A 20,730-nucleotide genomic window follows, 5' to 3' on the forward strand; every position below is an offset into this window, starting at 1 on the left:
CCAAATTTGTCATCTACATAAGAAAAAACGCATATAAAAAAGTCTTATTCATGAGGGAGCTTGTATAGTTTAAATGGCTTAATCTTTTACAGGGTTAACGCATGATTGCGCATGGGCACATCAGTAGCTGCCGGGGTTTATAAGAATAAAAATGAGATACCTATACGGGCCACGACCTGCTCAAAATGCGTTTTGGTGGCGGCCTCCCGCTCTGGTAAGTTAACGCCAGCGCAGCTCAGGACAGTGCAAAAGACCTTCTATAGGATAAATATCAGCGATGGCTCAGCAGTATTCCATTTGGCAGGGGAACGCTATTTCTTTCACGCGTAAACGGGCCTTAGCGCGCGAATGAGCGCCGTTAGCAGGGGTTTATATTAACTGATAAGGAACCTGCGGCAGATGATGCGGCTTGCGCCACAAACGCCGGATTGAAAGTTTGAACCGCAATATATGCCTGATGCCTGATGCCTGATGCCTGATGCCTGATGCCTGATGCCTGATGCCTGATGCCTGATGCGACTTTACAGCACTAATGCAGAGCCAAAGATAATAATTATGCCACCGGCAGATAGGCACCCGCTCTCTGATAAAAGCCGGGGGATATATCCCCCGGCTTACTGGATAATGCGCACGCATTTTCGCAGGCCTGGCGCGGTGGCAGAACGCCGTTATTTACGCCGCCACGACGTTCCTTGCGGGCCATCCTCCAGTTCAATGCCCATCTCATTCAAACGATCGCGCGCCGCATCGGCCGCCGCCCAGTCTTTAGCGCTGCGTGCGGCATTGCGCGCAGCAATCAGCGCCTCAATTTCAGCCGCCTCACCGTCATTCGCCAGGGAACCGCTTTGCAAAAATAGCTCGGGCGCTTGCTCCAGCAGCCCGAGCACGGCGGACAGTTTACGCAGGTGGGCCGCCATCCCGTTAGCCGCAGCCATATCTTCTGCTTTAAGGCGATTCACTTCACGCGCCATATCAAACAGCACCGAATAAGCCTCCGGCGTGTTGAAATCATCATTCATTGCTTCAGTGAAACGCGCCTCAAAGCTCTCGCCCCCTGCGGCTGCGGCATTCACATCCGTTCCACGCAGCGCCGTATACAGACGCTCCAGCGCAGAGCGCGCCTGTTTCAGATTCTCTTCGCTGTAATTCAACTGGCTACGATAATGGCCGGACATCAAAAAATAGCGCACCGTTTCGGCATCGTAATGCTTTAACACATCGCGCACGGTAAAGAAGTTACCTAATGACTTCGACATCTTTTCACGATCGACCATCACCATACCGGAGTGCATCCAGTAGTTAACGTATTCGCCATCGTGAGCGCAGGTAGACTGCGCGATTTCATTTTCATGATGCGGGAACATCAAATCAGAGCCACCGCCGTGAATATCAAAATGAGTGCCTAATTGCTTACAATTCATGGCAGAGCATTCGATATGCCAGCCGGGGCGGCCTTCTCCCCACGGTGACGGCCAGCTCGGCTCTCCGGGTTTAGACATTTTCCACAGCACGAAATCCATTGGGTTTCGTTTAACTTCGGCGACTTCCACGCGCGCGCCGGCCTGCAGCTGCTCAAGATCCTGGCGCGATAGCTTTCCGTATTGTGGGTCGGTAGGAACAGAGAACATCACGTCACCGTTTTCGGCAACGTAGGCGTGCCCGCGGGCGAGCAAACGCTCAACTAGGGCAATAATATCAGGAATATGCTGCGTGGCGCGCGGTTCGCTGTCCGGACGCAAAATATTTAGCGCATCAAAATCCGCGTGCATTTCCGCAATCATTCTGTCGACAAGGGCGGTAAACGCCTCCCCGTTGGCATTCGCGCGCTTGATAATTTTATCGTCGATATCAGTAATATTGCGCACGTAATTCACACGGTAACCGAGATAGCGTAAATAACGCGTCACGACATCAAACGCGACGAACGTGCGTCCGTGTCCGATATGACAAAGATCGTAAACGGTTATCCCACATACATATATACCCACCTCACCCGCATGGATGGGCTTGAACGCTTCTTTTTGACGGCTAAGGGTATTATAAATTTTCAACATCTGAAGATTCCATGTTAAACGGTGGATAACCAAACGCTATATCTTACCCATAATTCACTCGGGAAGCAGCACGCGTTGCAAGGTTAACCCGAACAGCGAGTTATGCTATAACAACTTCCTGACGCGCCCTGCTCTTTGGGGCCAGTGTACTGAACAACTCACAGGATGCATAAAATGGTTACTTTTCACACCAATCATGGTGACATCGTCATTAAAACCTTTGATGACAAAGCACCGCTCACCGTGAAGAACTTTCTCGATTATTGCCGCGAAGGATTTTACAACAACACCATTTTCCATCGCGTCATTAATGGATTTATGGTTCAGGGCGGCGGTTTTGAGCCGGGTATGAAGCAAAAATCCACTAAAGATCCTATTCAGAATGAAGCCAACAATGGCCTGAAAAATACGCGCGGCACGCTGGCAATGGCGCGTACTCAGGCACCGCACTCTGCAACCGCGCAGTTTTTTATCAACGTAGCTGATAACGACTTTTTGAACTTCAGCGCGGAAAGTTTGCAGGGCTGGGGCTACTGCGTGTTCGCCGAAGTCGTGGAAGGCATGGACGTCGTCGATAAAATTAAAGGGGTTTCCACGGGCCGCAGCGGTATGCATCAGGACGTGCCTAAAGAAGACGTGATTATCGAAAGCGTTACCGTTAGCGAATAATCGTGGCGACGCTGTTTATCGCAGATCTTCATCTCTGCGTGGAAGAACCGGCGATTACCGCCGGTTTTTTACGCTTTCTGGCGCGTGAGGCGGGAAGTGCCGACGCGCTGTACATTCTGGGTGATTTATTTGAGGCCTGGATTGGCGATGACGATCCTAATCCCTTACACCGTGAAGTTGCCGACACGCTAAGAGCGCTGGCACTGCACGGGCTACCTATTTATTTTATACACGGTAATCGCGATTTCCTGTTGGGTGGACGCTTTGCCCGTGAAAGCGGCATGCATCTTCTGCCACAGGAGCAAGTCGTGGATCTCTATGGCCGCCGTATTCTCATCATGCACGGCGACACGCTGTGTACCGACGATATCGGCTATCAGGCTTTTCGCGCCCGCGTGAATCAGCGCTGGCTGCAGAAACTCTTTCTCTCACTGCCGCTCTTTATACGTCGCCGCATCGCTGCGCGCATGCGCGCCGGAAGCAAAATGGCCAATAGCGAAAAAACGCAGGCCATCATGGACGTGAATCAACAGGCGGTCATCGACGCGATGGAGAAAAATCGTGTGCAGTGGCTGATTCACGGGCATACGCACCGCCCGGCAATACACAGGCTGGAGATAAACGAGCAGATATATCAACGCGCGGTCCTCGGCGCGTGGCACCAGCGGGGATCGATGATTAAAGTCACGCCGCAGGATATCGAACTGCTCGAATTTCCTTTCTAGAATGCTTTTGCGCCGCCTTAGGCCTTCCCCTACAATAGCGTTTTTAACCGGGATATAACATTATGAAATCCGCGTCGGAAACGCTACTCAGCGCGGGCGGCATTCTCCTGCTGGCGTTTCTTTCCTGCCTGCTGCTGCCAGCGCCCACCCTCACGCCGGCCCTTGCGCAGCGCCTTATCGGTTTCTTCCATTTAATGGATATGAATCAACTCTACACGCTGCTGTTTTGCGTCTGGTTTTTGCTACTTGGTACGGTTGAATTTCTAGTTATTCGCTTTATCTGGCGCCGCTGGTTTGCCTTAACCTGAATAATAAACGGCGCCTTTTAGGGTGATATTTATTCACGCAACCGTTTTCCTTGCCATTATGTCATGGTATTCTGCCGCCTGCCCTTTTACGATCCGCCGCTGTTGTTTTGCCATACAGGAGCTACTGGACGCATGCCTTTTCATCCACGCATCGCTATCGTTATGGGTTCACAGAGCGACTGGAGCACCTTATGTTTCGCCGCTGACATTCTGAATGAACTCGATATTGCCCATCACGTTGAAATCGTTTCAGCACATCGCACGCCGGACAAACTCTTTCGCTTCGCCGAAGAGGCACCCGCGCAAGGCTTCCAAGTTATTATCGCCGGCGCCGGCGGCGCGGCGCATTTGCCCGGCATGTTGGCGGCTAAAACATTAATTCCCGTACTGGGCGTACCGGTACAAAGCGCGGCGCTCAGCGGCGTAGATAGCCTGTACTCCATTGTACAAATGCCGCGCGGCGTCCCGGTCGGTACGCTTGCTATCGGCAAAGCCGGCGCGGCTAACGCCGCCTTGCTGGCAGCGCAAATTCTGGCGCTACACGATGATAAACTGCATCAGCGCCTGACCGCATGGCGCCAGCGCCAAACCGATGAAGTCCTCAATCATCCCGATCCGCGCGAGGAGAGATAATGCAGGTTTGTGTCCTGGGTGACGGTCAGCTAGGCCGCATGTTGCGTCAGGCGGGCGAACCGCTTGGCATTAGCGTCTGGCCGATTGGTCCTGACGCCCGTGCAGAAACTATCCCCTGGCGGCAAAGCGTGATAACCGCTGAAATTGAACGCTGGCCGGAAACCGCGCTGACCCGTGAACTGGTGACGCATAGCGCTTTTGTTAACCGCGATGTCTTCCCCATCATCGCCGATCGTCTCACGCAAAAACGGCTTTTTGAGAGACTGAACTTGCCAACCGCCCCCTGGCTGCCGCTAAATAGCGGCGATAACTGGCCGCAAATATTCAGCCAGCTCGGCGAACAGGTGGTGGTTAAACGGCGCACTGGCGGTTACGACGGACGCGGCCAGTGGCGGCTACAGTTCTCCGGGGCATCATTACTACCTCATGACTGCTACGGCGCATCTATCGTCGAGAAGGCGATTTGCTTTAGCGGCGAAGCGTCGCTTATCGGGGCCAGAGGGCGCGGTGGAAAGCTCATTTTTTATCCGCTCACGCTGAATCTCCATCAGGACGGTATTTTGCGCGCCAGCGTCGCCCACCCGTTTCCTGACGCCACGCTGCAGCGCCAGGCGCAGGAACTGCTGGGCCGCCTCTTAACCGAGCTGGACTATGTCGGCGTCATGGCAATGGAGTGTTTTATCACACCGGATGGGTTGCTTATTAACGAACTGGCACCGCGCGTACACAACAGCGGGCACTGGACGCAAAACGGCGCATCGCTCAGCCAGTTTGAGCTTCACCTGCGCGCGATTCTCGATCTCCCGCTACCTACCCCCATCGTCGATGCGCCAACGGCGATGATTAACCTGATTGGCACGCCGAAAGAGGCGGCATGGCTGCGGCTGGGACGGGTGCATTTACACTGGTATGACAAAGAAGTGCGCCCCGGCCGCAAAGTCGGCCATCTTAATATTCATCCTGGGGACGCAAATAGCCTGAGCGCAACGCTAAGCGCGCTGGCGCCGCTTCTGCCGGAAGACTATGCAGATACGATTGCATGGGCGCGCAAAGAATTGAGGCAAGACGGGGCGATAAAAATGGCGCAAAATAGCCGGTAATCCGCTTAGGATCATGGCGCAGGGGCGCTATAGCCCCTAAGATTTCCCGTTATAGTTCAATGCTGGCGCGCGCGCTGGCGGCCTCACAGGTTATGCATTTGAAACACCCACTTCCCGCGGATAGCCGGGACTATCAACATATTCTGCTTTCCGGTATCCCAATTCTGGATGTACGCGCACCGGTGGAATTCACGCAGGGTTCCTTCACCCAGGCCACCAGCCTTCCTCTAATGAACGATGAAGAGCGAATCGCCGTCGGCACCTGTTATAAAACCAGCGGTCAACGGGCGGCGATCGCGCTCGGCGAGTCGCTGGTCACCGGCACGCTTAAAACTCAGCGCATCGCTGGCTGGCAGGCATGGCATCGCACGCATCCCGAAGGCTATTTATGCTGTTCGCGTGGCGGCCTGCGTTCGCATATTGCCCAGCAGTGGCTGATTGAAACCGGAACCGCCTGCCCGCTCATTGCCGGCGGCTATAAGGCGCTGCGCCGGTTTGCGCTGGAAGCGCTAAACCGGCTGATAAACCTTCCAATGTTACTGATTAGCGGCAACACCGGCTGCGGTAAAACGCTGCTGCTGCGCACATTGCCCGCGGGCATCGATCTGGAAGGCCTGGCGCAGCATCGCGGCTCTTCATTCGGCGCAACCCTGGTCCCTCAACCCTCCCAGGCGAGTTTTGAAAACCAACTGGCAGTCACGATGATGCGTAAAGCTCCCGGGTCAGGCGAATACGCAGAGTTCCGCTGGATAGTCGAAGATGAAAGCGCCTCGATTGGCTCGCGGCATATTCCAGCCGTCTTTCGGCAAAAGATGGCGCAGGCGAATATCATTGTTATCGACGATCCTCTGCCGCGTCGGTTAGCGCGTCTGCAGGATGAGTATTTCGTCCATATGGCCTGCGCATTTCAGCAACACTATGGTGAAGAGGCTGGCTGGATAAGGTTTGCTGATTACCTACGCCATGGACTGACAGGCATTCAACGGCGCCTTGGTCTGGAAAAGTATACGCAGCTTCACCGGGCGCTTGAAGGGGCGCTTATCCGCCATCGCATTCAGGGCGACGCGTCGGCGCATTTGCTTTGGCTTGAGCCTTTACTCAGCCAATATTACGATCCTATGTATCGCTACCAGCTTGCCAAAAAGCAAGATCGCATTCTCTATCGCGGAACGTTTGAACAGGTCCAGGCGTGGCTTTCAGAAGTGCAATCAACGGCGCATCCCCGCTAGCGCGCCGGAAATACAACCTGCCTTCATAGCAGACGGCATTGATTTCACGCCAAAGGGGGGTACCAAATCCCTTAAAAACAAGTCTCTGCCAGCCTTGTGAGATTTAAATCCCAAAACAATAAGCCAGAGCCAAAACCTATTGAAAACCACGCTCACAGAATGTGGTTTTTGGTTGGAAATAAAAACGGCGGGCTACACTGAGCCCGCCGCGATTAAACGTGACGATTTAGAAATCGTAACGCAGACGTACCAGGTTCATATCGCCCTGATCGTCGGTGCTGGAAGTGAACACGTGCTCATACTGCATAGAAAAGCCGTAGTCAAACTTGAAGTTGATACCCACGCCGTTGTCGATACGCTTCCAGTTAGCCCCATTAACAAACTCCATACGGTCGCCCATAACATAAGGCTGAATCGCCTGAAGCGCATACTGGTTAATTGGGAAGGCGTAACCGATAAAGTATTCATAGCCCCATGCGTCATCGGCAAATGCGTTGCCGTTGTCGATAGGCTGCGCGCTATAGCCGCCCTTCAGCGGAATATAGTTCTGATACCAGCCCAGGCCCGCGGCTAATGTCCAGTTATCCGGCGTCCAGCTCAGCGCGGTGCCCCAGATATTTTGGTTATAGGTAGATGCATCACGGCCTTCATAGTTGCGCATTTTGGCTTTGGTGTAGTTCCACGCCGAGCCCCACTGCAGATCGTCAGTGATATGGTAGTTCATCCCGAGCGAACCGCCGCCTTTACGCTTGTAGATACCTTTCCCGTCGTTACGATTCAGGTCGTCATCAAACAGGTAAGAAGCGTACAGATCCACATCGCCCACGGTTTTCTTGTACTTCAGAGATTTACGCGTGCGGTATGAACCATCGTAATCGCCGTTAATACCGTTGCCCGGCGCCTGGCCCAGCATGTCATAATCCCAGATATCGGTTTTCGCACCGACCACATCATAAAATACGCTGTTCTGCTGACCGAAGGTTAACTGACCCCAGGTATCGCTTTTCAAACCGGTGTACAGCATACGGCGGGTGGTATCGGTAGCGCCATCAGCATAGTGATGATCCCAGTTAAACAGCGCCGGGAAATTCACGCCCAGCTCGTAGTAGCTTATCCAGCTAATGTCATCAAACAGATAATAATCGGCGGTAAAACGGAAACGCGAACCACCGTCGAATCCGTTACGCTTGTAGGAACCTTTATCGCTATCGCCGGTCATATTATTGAACTGCGGACGAATGCTACCGCCGACGGTGAAATTCAGGCGGCTGAGCGGGTCGCCTGCCTGAGGGTCTTGTTTAAGAACGGTGATTTCGGCCTGTGCTGCACAGGAAATTGCGCCAAGTACCACTGCTGCGCCAACATATTTAGCCAGCGCATTTATTTTAGTTTTCATTTCTTATCCTTTGTTTGCCAATGCTTGCTAATAGCACGCGCATGTTAGCGTTTATTTGTATCGGTTTTTGGCGTTCGATTAGCGATACGTGCGCTTAAAAGGCTATGAAATTATATCTAAATGTAACAAAGAAAACCGTGCCTTAGGTATAACCCCTTTTATTCATAAGGTTACCTATTTTTTCCCGACGTGACAGCCCGGCAGGCGCTGGTATATTAGTCTGTCTGTTTCTGCTTCACCACGCGCAAAAAACCACCGTGGCCCGCCTCTGCTCCTTAACGTTATCTCATATTCGGGCACTGTCATTCGCCGCAATAGACATCGGGCGATGGGAAAAATCGGCGCATTCTTGACGGGCTTCTGAGTAATACGCCTGCGCGCAGCTAAACTGTCCGTTGATAAATCATTTATTCACTTGCTAACGCAAACGCTGAAGACAGATTCTGAGGCAAACTTGTGATATAAATGCGGTTATTGACCATTAATTTACGAGCGCTCCCTTAATCCGATGCTTCCCGGCCCAGGCGTTAGCGGCCGCCTCTATTATCACTGAACTCCAGCGCCTGCATCAGACTTATTCGGCACATTAATCATGCAAAAAACAATTTTAATTACAGGCTGTTCCAGCGGCATCGGTCTTGCCTGCGCCAGCGAACTCCGCCGCCGCGGCTGGCGAGTGCTCGCCGCCTGTCGAAAACCTCAGGATGTTGCCCGTATGATGGAACTGGGCTATGAAGGAATAGAACTCGATCTGGATACACCTGATAGCGTTTCCCGGGCGGCAGAACGCGTACTGCAATTGACAAACCATCGGCTGGACGCGCTCTTTAATAATGCCGGCTACGGCGTCTATGGCCCGCTGCAAACACTCAGCAGAGAGCAGCTTCACCAACAATTCTCCACCAACCTTTTTGGCACGCACCAGCTCACTATGTTGTTACTTCCTGCCCTGCAAGTGCACGGCGCGGGGCGCATTGTGATGACCAGCTCCGTAATGGGTTTTATCGCAACCCCAGGACGCGGTGCCTATGCCGCCAGTAAATATGCTCTTGAAGCCTGGTCGGATACGCTACGCATGGAGCAACGCTCATACGGCATTCGCGTAAGTATTATTGAGCCCGGCCCCATTCATACGCAGTTCACTGAAAATGTGAATCAGACCGAGCGCGATAAACCGATCCGCAACCCCGGCATTGCTGCCCGCTTCACGCTGGGGCCAGAAGCCGTAGTAAACAAAGTCTGTCACGCGCTGGAAAGCTCACACCCGCGCCTGCGTTATCCGGTAACGCTGGTCGCGCATATAATGAGCGTTCTGCGCCGTTTGCTGCCAGCGCGAGCATTGGACAAAATTTTACAGGGCTGAGTTGAAGCTCGGAACAACGCCCCCATGTAACATAAACGTCATCCGTAAAATCCTGTAAGCCAGGCACTTTGAGCGTATTTTTGTAGGCAGCGGCGCTGCCGCGCCCGGCCTGGCCACAATCGAAAGCCAATAGAGAGCTATTCATGACCGCACAGACGATTATCGATATCACCGAAGCTAATTTGACGCAAACGCTGGAACAATCGGTCACCACGCCAATATTGTTTTACTTCTGGTCTGCGCGTAGTCAGCACTGTGAGCAGTTAACGCCGGTGCTGGAAAACCTTGCCTCGCAGTATCATGGGCAGTTCATTCTGGCTAAAGTCGACTGTGACGCTCAGCAGATGGTTGCCGCCCAGTTCGGTCTGCGGGCAATCCCCACGGTATATCTGTTCCAGAACGGGCAGCCGGTAGATGGTTTCCAGGGGCCGCAGCCGGAAGAAGCGATTCGCGCCTTGCTTGAAAAAGTGCTACCACGCGAAGAAGAATTGAAAGCGCGTGAAGCAATGCAGCTCATGCAGGATGATAAATATGATGAAGCCCTGCCCCTGTTAAAGGAAGCGTGGCAGCTTTCCGGGCAAGATAGCGAAATTGGCCTGCTGCTGGCTGAAACACAAATCGCCCTACAGCGCGCCGATGACGCCGAGGGCGTGTTAAAAACGATCCCTTTGCAGGATCAGGATACCCGCTATCAGGGGCTGGTCGCGCAAATTGATCTGCTACGCCAGGCCGCGGATATGCCCGAAATTCAGCAGTTACAGCGGCAGGTAGAGCAAAACCCAAATGATACCGCGCTGGCCGCACAGCTTGCGCTGCAATTCCATCAGGTCGGGCGTAACGAAGAGGCGCTAGAGCTGCTGTTTAGCCATTTAAAAGGCGATCTGGGCGCAGGCGAGGGCCAGGTACGTAAAGTGTTCCAGGAAATCCTGGCCGCATTAGGGACTGGCGATGCGCTGGCCTCTAAATATCGCCGCCAACTGTATTCATTGCTTTACTAATTGCACAACATCGGCGGCAAAGACGCCTATACGCGGCGGCATGATGCAATACAATGAGGCGGCGCAGATAACAGCGTGCCAGGCAGGCGGTCATCGGCGTTTATGAATATCAACTCAGCAAAGGCGTGGGTGAGAAGTGCCGCGTCGCGCGTCGCCGCACACTCTTACCTCGCTACTTCCACGACTCACGCCTCGCCGACTCAAAACGCTGCCCGGGCCTGTTAAATCACCAGCGCCCTCTAAAACGTGCAGGCATTGCATTCATTATTTCCAGGGCGCAACGGCCGAAATCACGCTGCGCTAACGAATGCGCTCTTATGCACCTGTATAAAAGCGCCTCATATTTTCCCGCTTTATCAAATAGCCTATTTTGCAGATAGATTTCTGCAGTTTTATGCGCTGGAATTGAAAATATATATCCTTATAGAGCGGCTGCTTCTGCCCCAACGCTTAAATCTTCTCGCTGCCACCTATTTTTTGCGATAGCTCGTCAAGAATCCTCGTAGATAATGCGATATTTCGGCGCCTTCGATGATAATCTGTTCCCCGCAGAGCCAATAAAAGAAAAACCAAGGAGGTTGCTTAATGTTAATGGTGATTGCCGTACTTATTGTGGTCGCGCTGGTTATCGTCACCGCCGGCGTAAAAATCGTTCCTCAGGGATTCCAATGGACGGTTGAACGCTTTGGACGTTACACACACACGCTTACGCCGGGTCTGAATCTGGTGGTCCCGTTTATGGATCGCATCGGGCGCAAAATTAATATGATGGAACAGGTGCTGGATATTCCGTCTCAGGAAGTTATCTCGCGGGATAATGCCAACGTTACCATAGACGCTGTCTGTTTTATTCAGGTTATCGATCCTGCGCAGGCCGCCTATGAAGTCAGCAATCTCGATCTGGCCATCATTAATCTTACAATGACCAATATTCGTACCGTTCTGGGTTCAATGGAGCTGGATGAAATGCTTTCGCAGCGCGATAGCATTAACAGCCGCCTGCTGCATATTGTCGATGAGGCTACCAGCCCGTGGGGAATCAAAATCACGCGCGTCGAAATTCGCGACGTGCGCCCGCCCGCAGAGCTGGTCTCTTCAATGAACGCACAGATGAAGGCGGAACGTACCAAGCGCGCCTACATTCTGGAAGCCGAAGGGATCCGTCAGGCGGAAATACTGAAAGCGGAAGGTGAAAAACAGGCGCAGATATTAAAAGCCGAGGGCGAGCGCCAGTCCGCCTTCCTGCAGGCAGAAGCCCGTGAGCGCTCCGCTGAGGCAGAAGCGCAGGCTACGAAGATGGTATCAGAAGCGATTGCCGCCGGTGATATTCAGGCCGTTAACTATTTTGTCGCGCAAAAATACACCGACGCCCTGCAAAATATCGGCGCCGCAGACAATAGCAAAGTGGTATTAATGCCGCTTGAAGCCAGCAGCCTGATGGGTTCTATTGCCGGCATCAGCGAACTGATTAACGCCGGTAAGCGTGAGCGCTCGCCTTCATGATAGCCGCTATTGCCGCCCATCCTCATGTATTCTGGCTCTCTCTGGGCGGGCTTTTGCTCGCCGCTGAAATGCTGGGCGCAGGCGGATATCTCCTGTGGAGCGGTATCGCAGCGCTGGTGACCGGTCTGCTGACGTGGGTTTTACCGCTCAACGTGGAATGGCAGGGCGTAAGTTTTGCGCTACTCACCGTCGCCAGCGCATTTTTCTGGTGGCGCTGGCTAGCCAGTCGGCGCGCTGCCAGCGCGTCCGGCACTACGCTTAATCAGCGCGGCCAGGCTATGATTGGCCGCATCCTGACGCTGGACACCCCGCTTATCAACGGGCGAGGTAGCGCGCCTGTAGGAGATGGGCGCTGGCCGGTCGTCGCGGACAACGACCTGCCAGCCGGCAGCCGGGTGCGGGTCATCGCGCTGGAAGGCATTACTCTGCGCGTAGCCCCTTGTTCATGACTGGCGCAGCACCGCCCGATAACGCAAAGCCATCCTCTCCGGCGATGGCTTTTTAAATGCTGTTTTCAGTTTTCAGTTTTCAGTTTTCAGTTTTCAGTTTTCAGTTTTCAGTTTTCAGTTTTCAGTTTTCAGTTTTCAGTTTTCAGTTTTCAGTTTTCAGCAGGATGATTATCTTTTTCCGCAGGCATCCCAATAATTTCATTTGCGACACCGGCCGTTATCTCAATCCCTTTTCTTCTGGTAAGAAGCACATAGAAGCATTCTTCCGGCTATACCTCTGGCGGATTAATCACCGCCTTCGCAGAAGAAGGCTCCGCGCCACGAAAACAGACGCTGTCGGAACGGCGCTTATCATCGTCGCCGTTAGTTGCTGCGGCGCAAAAGTAATAGCGCATGCTTTAAGAAACTGAGAAATGGCGCTACGCCTCGCGCCGCTGGTGACAGCAGCCCGCCAGGTTATTGATAATAGGGCATTCGGCGCTCTCATCTCCCGGGCAGGATTGTGCAAGCTGCATCAGGCGCGCCCGCATCTGCGCCAGTTTTTCCATCTGCCGGTCGATATCCGCCACTTTTTGCAGCGTACGCGCTTTCACATCAGCGCTGTGGCGTGCGGGGTTATGAAATAGCGCAATAAGTTCACGGCACTCCTCAAGCGTAAATCCGACCAAACGCGCCTGATGCAGCAGCGTCAATTCTTCAATATGTCGCTGTTGATAAAGGCGATAACCGTTTTCACTGCGACCGGGCGCGGTGACCAGCCCCTTTTGCTCGTAAAATCGGATAGCCTTGCTCGACAACCCGGTTTTTTTGGCTACATCGCTAATATTCATTATTGTCTCTCCTGTTGGCATAACGCCGACATCAGGCATTACTGAAAGCGCTGCGGCCAGGCGCTGACCCGCCGTGCGTTTTTTCTGGCACGCGCTAGCGAAATAATAATCAGGTTAACGTATGCGTTCGCCCTTTTCACACCAAAATCCCCTGCATCAGCCACCATCAGGAAGGCGTAGCATAATAAACTTTTACTCACGCGCGCCCCCTGATTCACATCATTAAAAGACTGGCGCCAGACCCGGCTATTTTTTATTACAAATCCCCCTGGCGCTGAAGCGCTACCTTCCATCGCGCACTCTTTTATTGACCTTCCCCTTGAGGGAGGGTTTAAGCTTAATCACATCACACCGGGGTTAACCCTCCCCCATCCACTAAGGAGTCTGCTATGTCTCATACTGTGACCCTGGCACTGGAAGGACTTTCCTGCGGCCACTGCGTAAAACGCGTCAAAGAAAGTCTGGAACACCGCCCGGACGTTGAACGCGCCGAGGTGACAATTGAGAACGCCAGTATTACCGGCAGCGCCAGCGCAGATGCGCTTATCGCCACAATTAAAGAAGCGGGCTATGACGCCCGAATCGCCTCCCCAAAGACTAAACCGCTGGCGGCATCGAACGCTCCGCCGGAAGCACCGACAGCGGTAGACTCTGAGCTTCCGGCACAGCCGCAATCTGGCGAAGACAGTCAGCAGCTTTTGATAAGCGGCATGAGCTGCGCCAGCTGCGTTACGCGCGTACAAAACGCGCTGCAAAATGTTCCCGGCGTCGTTGCCGCCCGGGTAAATCTGGCAGAGCGCACGGCGCTGGTAACAGGGTGCGCGGCGCCCGAGGCGCTGCTCAATGCCGTCGCCGCCGCTGGCTACAGCGCCGAGGCCATTGATAATGACATCGCACGCCGCGAACGCCAGCAACAATTAGCGCAGACGGCAACCCGCCGCTTTCGCTGGCAGGCAATACTCGCGCTGTCAGTCGGCATCCCGGTAATGATTTGGGGTATGTTCGGCGATAATATGACTGTGACCGCGACCAATCGCACGCTCTGGCTGGCGATTGGCTGGGTTACTCTCGTCGTCATGGTGGCTGCCGGCGGCCATTTCTACCGTAGCGCCTGGAAAAGCCTGCTTAATCGTAGCGCCACCATGGATACGCTGGTAGCGCTTGGCACCGGCGTAGCGTGGCTTTATTCGATGAGTGTCAACCTCTGGCCACAGGCCTTCCCCACCCCGGCCCGACATTTATATTATGAGGCCAGCGCGATGATTATCGGCCTCATCAATCTTGGGCATATGCTGGAAGCCCGCGCACGGGCGCGATCCTCTCAGGCGCTGGAACGGCTGCTGGGGCTTACCCCTCCCACAGCGCGGCTGGTAACCCGCGACGGTGAGCGCAGTATTCCTCTGGCCGAAGTCCAGCCCGGGATGACGCTGCGCCTGGTGACCGGCGATAGAGTTCCGGTAGACGGCGATATTATCAACGGTGAAGGCTGGTTTGATGAATCCATGCTTACCGGCGAGCCGGTGCCGCTGGGGAAAACGGCGTCGCAAACCATTCACGCCGGGACAATAGTTCAGGACGGCAGCGTAACCTTTCGCGCCAGCCGCACCGGGAACCAGACCACTCTGGCGCGCATCATTTATATGGTACGTCAGGCACAAAGCAGTAAGCCCGAGATTGGGCAATTGGCCGACCGCATTTCTGCGATTTTTGTCCCCGCGGTGGTGACCATCGCACTCATTAGCGCCGCTATCTGGTATTTCTTCGGCCCGGCGCCGCAGGTCACCTATATGTTAGTGATTGCCACCACGGTACTGATTATTGCGTGCCCGTGCGCGCTTGGGCTGGCCACCCCGATGTCTATTATTGCCGGCGTCGGGCGCGCGGCGGAATACGGCATATTGGTACGCGACGCCGACGCACTCCAGCGCGCAAGCGCACTGGATACGCTGGTGTTTGATAAAACCGGCACGCTTACGGAAGGTAAGCCGCAGGTCACCGCCATTGAAACCGCCACCGGCGTGGACGCCGATGCGGCGCTGCGCTTCGCCGCCGCTCTGGAACAAGGCTCAGCGCATCCTGTGGCACACGCGATAACGGCGCGTGCCGCCAACTACGCACTGCCTGATATCAGCGCGTTTCGTACTCTGCGTGGGCTAGGCGTAAGCGGAGAGGCCGAAGGCCACCAGCTCCTGCTCGGCAGCCTCGCTCTATTAAAAAAGCACCACATCAGCTGCGAGGAACTGGCTCCGCGCGCAGAAGCCTGCGCCGCACTCGGCGCCACGCCGGTACTAGTGGCTATCGATGGCTACGCCGCAGCGCTGTTCATTATTCGCGATCCGCTGCGCCCAGAAAGCGCCAGTGCGCTAAAACGCCTGCGCCAGGAAGGTTATCGTCTGGTGATGCTAACGGGTGATAACGAAACCACCGCCCAGGCGATTGCCAGGGAAGTGGGGTTCGATGAAACCATTGCCGGCGTATTGCCGGACGGGAAAGCGCAGGCCATTACGCAACTGCAGCAACAGGGGCGACGCGTAGCAATGATAGGCGATGGCATTAATGATGCCCCGGCGCTGGCCCTGGCTGATGTAGGCATCGCCATGGGCAGCGGCAGCGATATCGCCATCGAAACCGCTGCGATAACGCTGATGCGCCATAATCTCACCAGCGTCGCCGATGCGATGGCGATTTCTCGCGCCACGCTGCGTAATATGAAGCAAAACCTGGCGGGCGCGTTCGTTTATAACGCGCTCGGCATTCCGATAGCCGCCGGTATTCTCTGGCCGTTTACCGGTACGCTATTAAACCCGATCGTCGCCAGTGCCGCGATGGCGTTATCCTCTATTACCGTAGTCAGTAACGCCAATCGGCTACTACGCTATACGCCGCCGTCCCAAACATAATGCGACGCATATCAATGTTTTTGCACCGTTAAAGGGTATAACGCTAAGAGATCGGCCCCGCTGAACAAAAGAGATATGCGCAGCGGGCCTCTTTATAGCGCTGCCGTCTATGGATTGGGCGACAGCACCGTTAGCTTACTCGGTTTCAGTTACCCGGTACTCACTGAACCGATACACCTGAATTGTAAAAACGGATGCCAAACTATGCGATTACGCTACGGACAGCGCGCGCTTTTGCGCGATTTATCTCTTACTCTGATATTGATCTCCGCCGCTGCCTCGGGCGCGGGGTTTCCCTGCGATGCGTCGCTGACTGCGACGGAAAGCGCCATCTGCGCAAAACCGGCGTTAAGCCAGCTTGACGATATCCTGAATCAAAGCTTCAAAGCGGTGATAGCCGATGTACCGCCAGCGCAAAGAACCCGCCTATATCATCAGCAAAAGCTATGGTTGAGCCAGCGCGATGCCTGTGGCACCAGTGAACGCTGCATTGGCGAACGGATACAGCAGCGCATTGCTCAACTTAATGAGCAGGGCGCTAACGCCGCAGCCGGTATTGACACGCTCATCGCCTCAATTGCCAGCCAGCCTAAATCTGCCGCACAGGGGTTAATGGCCTACGATAACGGGCTGGCCTCCGCCTGGCTGCTCTATCTGCATCAGTTTGAGCCGACCAGCGGGGTTACCGACGCCGAAGCCAAACATCGCGAAGAGGTTGCCTATGCGGCCCTGCGCGAAGGCGACGGGTTTATGGCTTCGCTCTTTGACGATATCAAAAACGACCCGGAGACCAGCCGGGATAAAAGCGTGATGCTATTGCTCAGAATGAGCATCGAAAGCGCTAATTATCAGTCAGCGCCCGGCGACGGGTATCGCCCCTTCGTCCACTGCTTCATTTTCCAACGCCAGGGCCGCCTGGCGTACGATACCTTTGGTGCACTTTATGGCTCTACGCGCGATGCCGGCGCCCCCATATGCCCGCCGGATAAAGGGCTTTTTGAAAGTTCCGGCTGGCTGGCGCTCAATCAGGCAATGGGGCCGCTCACCGGCAGTATCGGCGAGGAGGCCGGTACCATCCGTTTTTCCAGCTATGCCGAGTGGCGATTACTCAATTTACAGGCCACCGTTTCCCCTGAGCTTTTTTTATCCTCCGAAATCAGCGGCCGAAAATTCGCAACCTCCGCGCAAATCCTGCAGCGACTTAAAGCATTAACCGCGCGGGGCGCACCGGTGATAAAAGCGCTTGATAGCGCCGAAAGCGACACCGCGAACTGGCTACAGCGCGCGCGCGCCTTTTCCCCGGCAAAAGCGAAAATCGCGGCGACGCATATTGTGAATATGTGGCTGCAGATGCGGCTTGATTTTATTGATTCGATGGGCGAAGACATGGACGAATAATCTCATTCGGCGTGCTATTCAGGGCGGTCTTTTGGATGCGCTGTCATCGCAGAGCAGGAAAGCCGCCCGCGAATTACCCCGTCACTTCTGGTGTGGCGTCTTGCCTCAGGAGGACTAATACTTGGCTTTTACTGTCATCAATGCTAATAGCCCTACCGAGGCCTTTGCCTTTCAGGGCGGCCTTTTCATACCTTTCCCGCCGAGCTATCAGCCGGGCTGCGTTTTAGCCGGACCCGGCGTTCGCCCGACGCGGCGCATTTACCATAAACACCACGCGCCCACGATAATAAGCGCTGCGAGAAAGCCGCCGTTCCCAATCGTCATTCCAGACACCTCCCTGCACCAGCCCCAGTTTGAACGGCACGCGGAGCGCCATTAGCGCGGGCAGGTAGCGAGCGTACTTTGTGACGGTCTGCCGTCCCTGATATGTTTGGATAACCAATTCATCGACGGGCAATTGGTTGAGCGTCTGTACGCTGCCGTTTTGCGCCCAGTCCAGCAGGCCCGTGACGCTAAGCCGATATCGGCTATCCAGCCCGTCGCGCACCTGGCGTAAGAAATGGTCATACTCGCCGAGGCTGCGGGTAGCGGCGTCGAAATCCAATTGCAGGCCCACTACGTGATTCCCCGCACGCCGCCAGTGCTCCATTAATACAGCGACGCGCTTTAGCGTGTCGGGCGGTAGATCCAGCGTTTCAATGCGCAGAGTAAGCCACAGATTCGGCACCGTTAATTTGGCCACGGGGATGCCCAGTGCGCGAAAGCAAGCGCGCTGAGGGCAAGCCAATGCCGTCACCTCACCCTGATGCAGATAGACAGTATGCGCACTGCGCAGCGCCGGCTGCGGATGCACGCCGGCCCACAGCCAAAACTCGCCGCCGGCGCTGGCGGCCACGATGTGCTCAGCGTCTGGTAGTTTGGCACCGCTCAATAGTAGCAGCACTGCTACCAGTAATATTTGAGCTTTCTTTCCCACTGGCTGCCTTTAAATTCCTCTTTCAAACGCATAAACCAGCGCTTTCGCTGGGTCTCAGGCACTTGTTGCATACCGCAATCGTTACTGCCCGATGGCTCAAAACATTTCACCGCCCGGTAAAGCGCATAGGCGCGATCTTCTGGCTCAGTTTTTGCGTCTTCGATTGCGCGCTGATAAAGCGATAACCTGTCGGGAATATTCATCCAGTCCCGGCCGTCATACTGTATTTCGACTATCGAGGGGGAAAGCTGATATTCCGGCCCGCCCCAGTGAGCAAACATTTTTATCCGGAAAAATTCACCAATGCAGTTCAGCGCGTGACCGTCGTGAGGCGAATTAACCAACGCCTGCGCGCTCTTCATCAGCGATGCGCAGGCATATCCCGATTCGACGCCGCCGCCCTGCCAGTCAAAAATATCCAGCGGTACATCCTCAAATTGCGTGCTATCAGGGAGTTTGTGTATTCCATTTCTCAGCGCGACATCGCTAAGAAACGCTCGGGCGTCTCCTCTTTCTAAATCCCGGCGCAGCAGCGTGTACAGCGCGATGGTTTTTTCTTCATCGTGCGGCGCGCTGGCCGCCTGGCGGCGCAGTAGCGCATCATCAGCGACCATTTTTAACGCCTGAGCTCGCCAAATAAGCGCTGTTACCGGGCTATCCTGCGCAAAAATCTTTGCCGCTTCTCCGCGCCAGACCAGTACGCGCGAAAGGCGCATCTGTAAATAGTGCTTCTGTTCCGCACGCGGTGCGATGGTCAATAAATGACGCCAGTGCGCCTCCGCTTGCGATAGTTTTTTCTGTTTTTCCAGCGCTGAGCCGTATATAACCTGTCGGCTAAAGGCAAGAATATCGGTGGCGGACAGCGTCTGGGCAGGGTTTATACTGGCAACAACCCGCGCGTAATCACCGCGTTTGAACTGTTGCAACAGCGAGAGATAATCCCAAAATGACGCATATTCACCTGAAATCATTGGCTTTAATGTCTCAAGTGAAGCGCTCTCCTGGTCGTCTCCTCTTAACGCGCGCAGCGCTTCTGTAAAAGTAATTAACGGCGCATTTTTATCACCGTGAAAAGCAGCCCGGCCATTATCGTCATAGCTGCCCTGCAAAACATTGTCAGCTTCAATAACGCTGTCCAGCAGCATCGCCGGCTCGCGCGCAGCGAGAATTTTCGCTTCATAGGCCTGCATTAGTGATGCCCAGTCGCCCAGATACCAGTCCACGCGACGCTGCATATCACGAGCCGATGGCGCGTAGCGCCCTTGCGGCCAGCGTACGAGGTAATCATTGAGGTAGCGGCGCGCCGTTTGCAGTTGTGCATCGTCAATGTTACGTCGTTCAAGCCAGCCGTATTCATCCGTCGCCCGTTCACTGCTTGCATTTAGCGCCACGCGAAATTGCATATAGCTTGCAGTTTCCGCAACCCAAGGCTGTGCGCTTTGCCGAAGCGCCGAAAACTCCGTCTCTGCCAGTGGATAATCGCCCTGGTAAAACGCCCGCGCGCCCTGCAAATAGCGCACAAAATCATCGGCGTGCGAGCCGGGCTGAATCTCAATCGGTGGAATCGCGGCAGATTGCCCCGGTGCGTGTTGCTGTATAAATGACGCCGCCCGCAGATTGGCAAGGAGTCCGACGTTCGTCGGCGCTGAGTGCATCGTCATCTAATAGCGCGGCGAAAAACTGCATGACAGAAGCGGTGGAATTGGACACAAAGCGCCCCTGGGTATAGCGAGTCGCCGTAAGTTCATCCGGTGATAGCGTTAGACCCAGCCTCTGGATCTGCTGCACCAGCGTATCGCGCACGCCGTTGTCGCTTTTTTCTTCGGGTTTGATGTAGTCCAACCGCTCAGGCCAGGGGGTAAAGAAATAATCGCGCGATATCGGCCAGTTGGCCTGAGCAGACGATGCCAGCATCTCTATTTGATTACGCGTGGCAGCGTAGAGTAGCAGATTGGTGCGGGAGTCATTTTCAGGTCTAAGCCAGGGCTCCCCCACGTTTGAACAGTAAAAACCGCCGCCGAGACAGTAGTTTGAGTCGCCTGATGCCTGAGCGTTAATGGGAATACTACCCGCCAACAGCGCCATCAAGAAAAAGACACGTGGTTTCATCGTTATCCTTATGTAATTTAACAGCCGCATCCCGGCGCTCGTCCCTGATTTGCACCGCACAGCGTTGCCGCGTTAGCATAGAACTTTCCG

At 54.6% G+C, this 20,730-nt stretch carries 19 protein-coding genes; 12 read left to right on the forward strand and 7 right to left on the reverse strand.

Translation table 11 applies throughout. The features are described from left to right. Positions 1-668: 668 nt before the first annotated feature. Entirely contained in the window at positions 669-2,054 is a 1,386-nt protein-coding gene (gene cysS / locus SFA31_RS18570; RefSeq protein ID WP_322839447.1) for a cysteine--tRNA ligase, read from the reverse strand. Between the two features lie 174 nt (positions 2,055-2,228). Between cysS and ppiB the strand changes: the two genes are divergently transcribed. The 6 genes from ppiB (at position 2,229) to mnmH (ending at position 6,718) form a co-directional block, all read left to right on the forward strand. Then, complete coding sequence (gene ppiB / locus SFA31_RS18575; RefSeq protein ID WP_322839448.1) at positions 2,229-2,723, forward strand: peptidylprolyl isomerase B; 495 nt, start codon at positions 2,229-2,231, stop codon at positions 2,721-2,723. Positions 2,724-2,725: 2 nt separating this feature from the next. Next, positions 2,726-3,448, forward strand: a complete 723-nt coding sequence (gene lpxH, locus SFA31_RS18580) for a UDP-2,3-diacylglucosamine diphosphatase (RefSeq protein WP_322839449.1) — start codon at positions 2,726-2,728, stop codon at positions 3,446-3,448. 62 nt (positions 3,449-3,510) lie between these two features. Beyond that, on the forward strand, positions 3,511-3,756 hold the full coding sequence (locus tag SFA31_RS18585) for a DUF1158 domain-containing protein (protein ID WP_322839450.1): 246 nt from the start codon (positions 3,511-3,513) through the stop codon (positions 3,754-3,756). 132 nt (positions 3,757-3,888) lie between these two features. After that, positions 3,889-4,389, forward strand: coding sequence for a 5-(carboxyamino)imidazole ribonucleotide mutase (gene purE / locus SFA31_RS18590; protein WP_322839451.1), 501 nt, complete (start codon positions 3,889-3,891; stop codon positions 4,387-4,389). Then, positions 4,386-5,489, forward strand: a complete 1,104-nt coding sequence (purK, locus tag SFA31_RS18595; protein WP_322839524.1) for a 5-(carboxyamino)imidazole ribonucleotide synthase — start codon at positions 4,386-4,388, stop codon at positions 5,487-5,489. The genes purE and purK overlap by 4 nt, the downstream gene beginning before the upstream one ends. A gap of 98 nt (positions 5,490-5,587) precedes the next feature. Then, positions 5,588-6,718 carry a tRNA 2-selenouridine(34) synthase MnmH gene (mnmH, locus tag SFA31_RS18600; RefSeq protein ID WP_322839452.1) on the forward strand — a complete coding sequence of 377 codons (1,131 nt, stop codon included), beginning with the start codon at positions 5,588-5,590 and terminating at the stop codon, positions 6,716-6,718. 226 nt (positions 6,719-6,944) lie between these two features. Here mnmH and SFA31_RS18605 read toward each other — a convergent pair whose 3' ends face one another. Beyond that, positions 6,945-8,114 (reverse strand): porin, encoded by a 1,170-nt coding sequence (locus SFA31_RS18605; protein WP_322839453.1) that lies wholly within the window; start codon positions 8,112-8,114, stop codon positions 6,945-6,947. 592 nt (positions 8,115-8,706) lie between these two features. On the opposite strand from SFA31_RS18605, the gene SFA31_RS18610 reads away from it, so the two are divergent. The 4 genes from SFA31_RS18610 to SFA31_RS18625 all read left to right on the forward strand — a co-directional run bounded on the left by SFA31_RS18610 (position 8,707) and on the right by SFA31_RS18625 (position 12,427). After that, entirely contained in the window at positions 8,707-9,477 is a 771-nt protein-coding gene (locus SFA31_RS18610; RefSeq protein WP_322839454.1) for an SDR family oxidoreductase, read from the forward strand. Positions 9,478-9,620: 143 nt separating this feature from the next. Next, the gene (locus tag SFA31_RS18615) at positions 9,621-10,475 is read left to right on the forward strand and encodes a co-chaperone YbbN (protein ID WP_322839455.1); all 855 of its coding nucleotides are present in this window, start codon (positions 9,621-9,623) and stop codon (positions 10,473-10,475) included. A 585-nt stretch (positions 10,476-11,060) separates the two neighbouring features. Further along, positions 11,061-11,978 (forward strand): SPFH domain-containing protein, encoded by a 918-nt coding sequence (locus SFA31_RS18620; RefSeq protein ID WP_322839456.1) that lies wholly within the window; start codon positions 11,061-11,063, stop codon positions 11,976-11,978. Beyond that, the gene (locus SFA31_RS18625) at positions 11,975-12,427 is read left to right on the forward strand and encodes an NfeD family protein (protein WP_322839457.1); all 453 of its coding nucleotides are present in this window, start codon (positions 11,975-11,977) and stop codon (positions 12,425-12,427) included. The genes SFA31_RS18620 and SFA31_RS18625 overlap by 4 nt, the downstream gene beginning before the upstream one ends. A 419-nt stretch (positions 12,428-12,846) precedes the next feature. On the opposite strand, the gene cueR is transcribed toward SFA31_RS18625, so the two are convergent. Both cueR and SFA31_RS18635 read right to left on the reverse strand, forming a co-directional pair. Continuing rightward, positions 12,847-13,257 carry a Cu(I)-responsive transcriptional regulator gene (gene cueR / locus SFA31_RS18630; protein WP_322839458.1) on the reverse strand — a complete coding sequence of 137 codons (411 nt, stop codon included), beginning with the start codon at positions 13,255-13,257 and terminating at the stop codon, positions 12,847-12,849. Positions 13,258-13,295: 38 nt separating this feature from the next. After that, a complete protein-coding gene (locus SFA31_RS18635) occupies positions 13,296-13,550 on the reverse strand; it encodes a hypothetical protein (RefSeq protein ID WP_322839459.1) in 255 nt (84 codons plus the stop codon). Between the two features lie 96 nt (positions 13,551-13,646). Here SFA31_RS18635 and copA point away from each other — a divergent pair, with 96 nt between their 5' ends. Both copA and SFA31_RS18645 read left to right on the forward strand, forming a co-directional pair. Then, a complete protein-coding gene (gene copA, locus SFA31_RS18640; protein WP_322839460.1) occupies positions 13,647-16,157 on the forward strand; it encodes a copper-exporting P-type ATPase CopA in 2,511 nt (836 codons plus the stop codon). Positions 16,158-16,361: 204 nt separating this feature from the next. Next, positions 16,362-17,555 carry a lysozyme inhibitor LprI family protein gene (locus tag SFA31_RS18645; protein ID WP_322839461.1) on the forward strand — a complete coding sequence of 398 codons (1,194 nt, stop codon included), beginning with the start codon at positions 16,362-16,364 and terminating at the stop codon, positions 17,553-17,555. A gap of 223 nt (positions 17,556-17,778) precedes the next feature. Here the strand turns inward: SFA31_RS18645 and SFA31_RS18650 are convergent, their stop codons facing one another. From SFA31_RS18650 to SFA31_RS18660, 3 genes are read right to left on the reverse strand one after another with little or no spacing between them, the layout of a single operon-like run. Beyond that, positions 17,779-18,531, reverse strand: a complete 753-nt coding sequence (locus SFA31_RS18650; RefSeq protein WP_322839462.1) for a DUF3142 domain-containing protein — start codon at positions 18,529-18,531, stop codon at positions 17,779-17,781. Beyond that, positions 18,501-20,192: a hypothetical protein gene (locus SFA31_RS18655; protein WP_322839463.1), complete on the reverse strand. Its 1,692-nt coding sequence runs from the start codon at positions 20,190-20,192 to the stop codon at positions 18,501-18,503. The genes SFA31_RS18650 and SFA31_RS18655 overlap by 31 nt, the downstream gene beginning before the upstream one ends. After that, complete coding sequence (locus SFA31_RS18660; RefSeq protein WP_322839464.1) at positions 20,083-20,640, reverse strand: hypothetical protein; 558 nt, start codon at positions 20,638-20,640, stop codon at positions 20,083-20,085. Before SFA31_RS18660 ends, SFA31_RS18655 begins: the two co-directional genes overlap by 110 nt. Positions 20,641-20,730: the final 90 nt, after the last annotated feature.

Origin of the sequence: Erwinia sp. HR93 (assembly GCF_034555055.1) — a bacterium.
Classification (GTDB): Bacteria; Pseudomonadota; Gammaproteobacteria; order Enterobacterales; family Enterobacteriaceae; genus Apirhabdus; species Apirhabdus apintestini.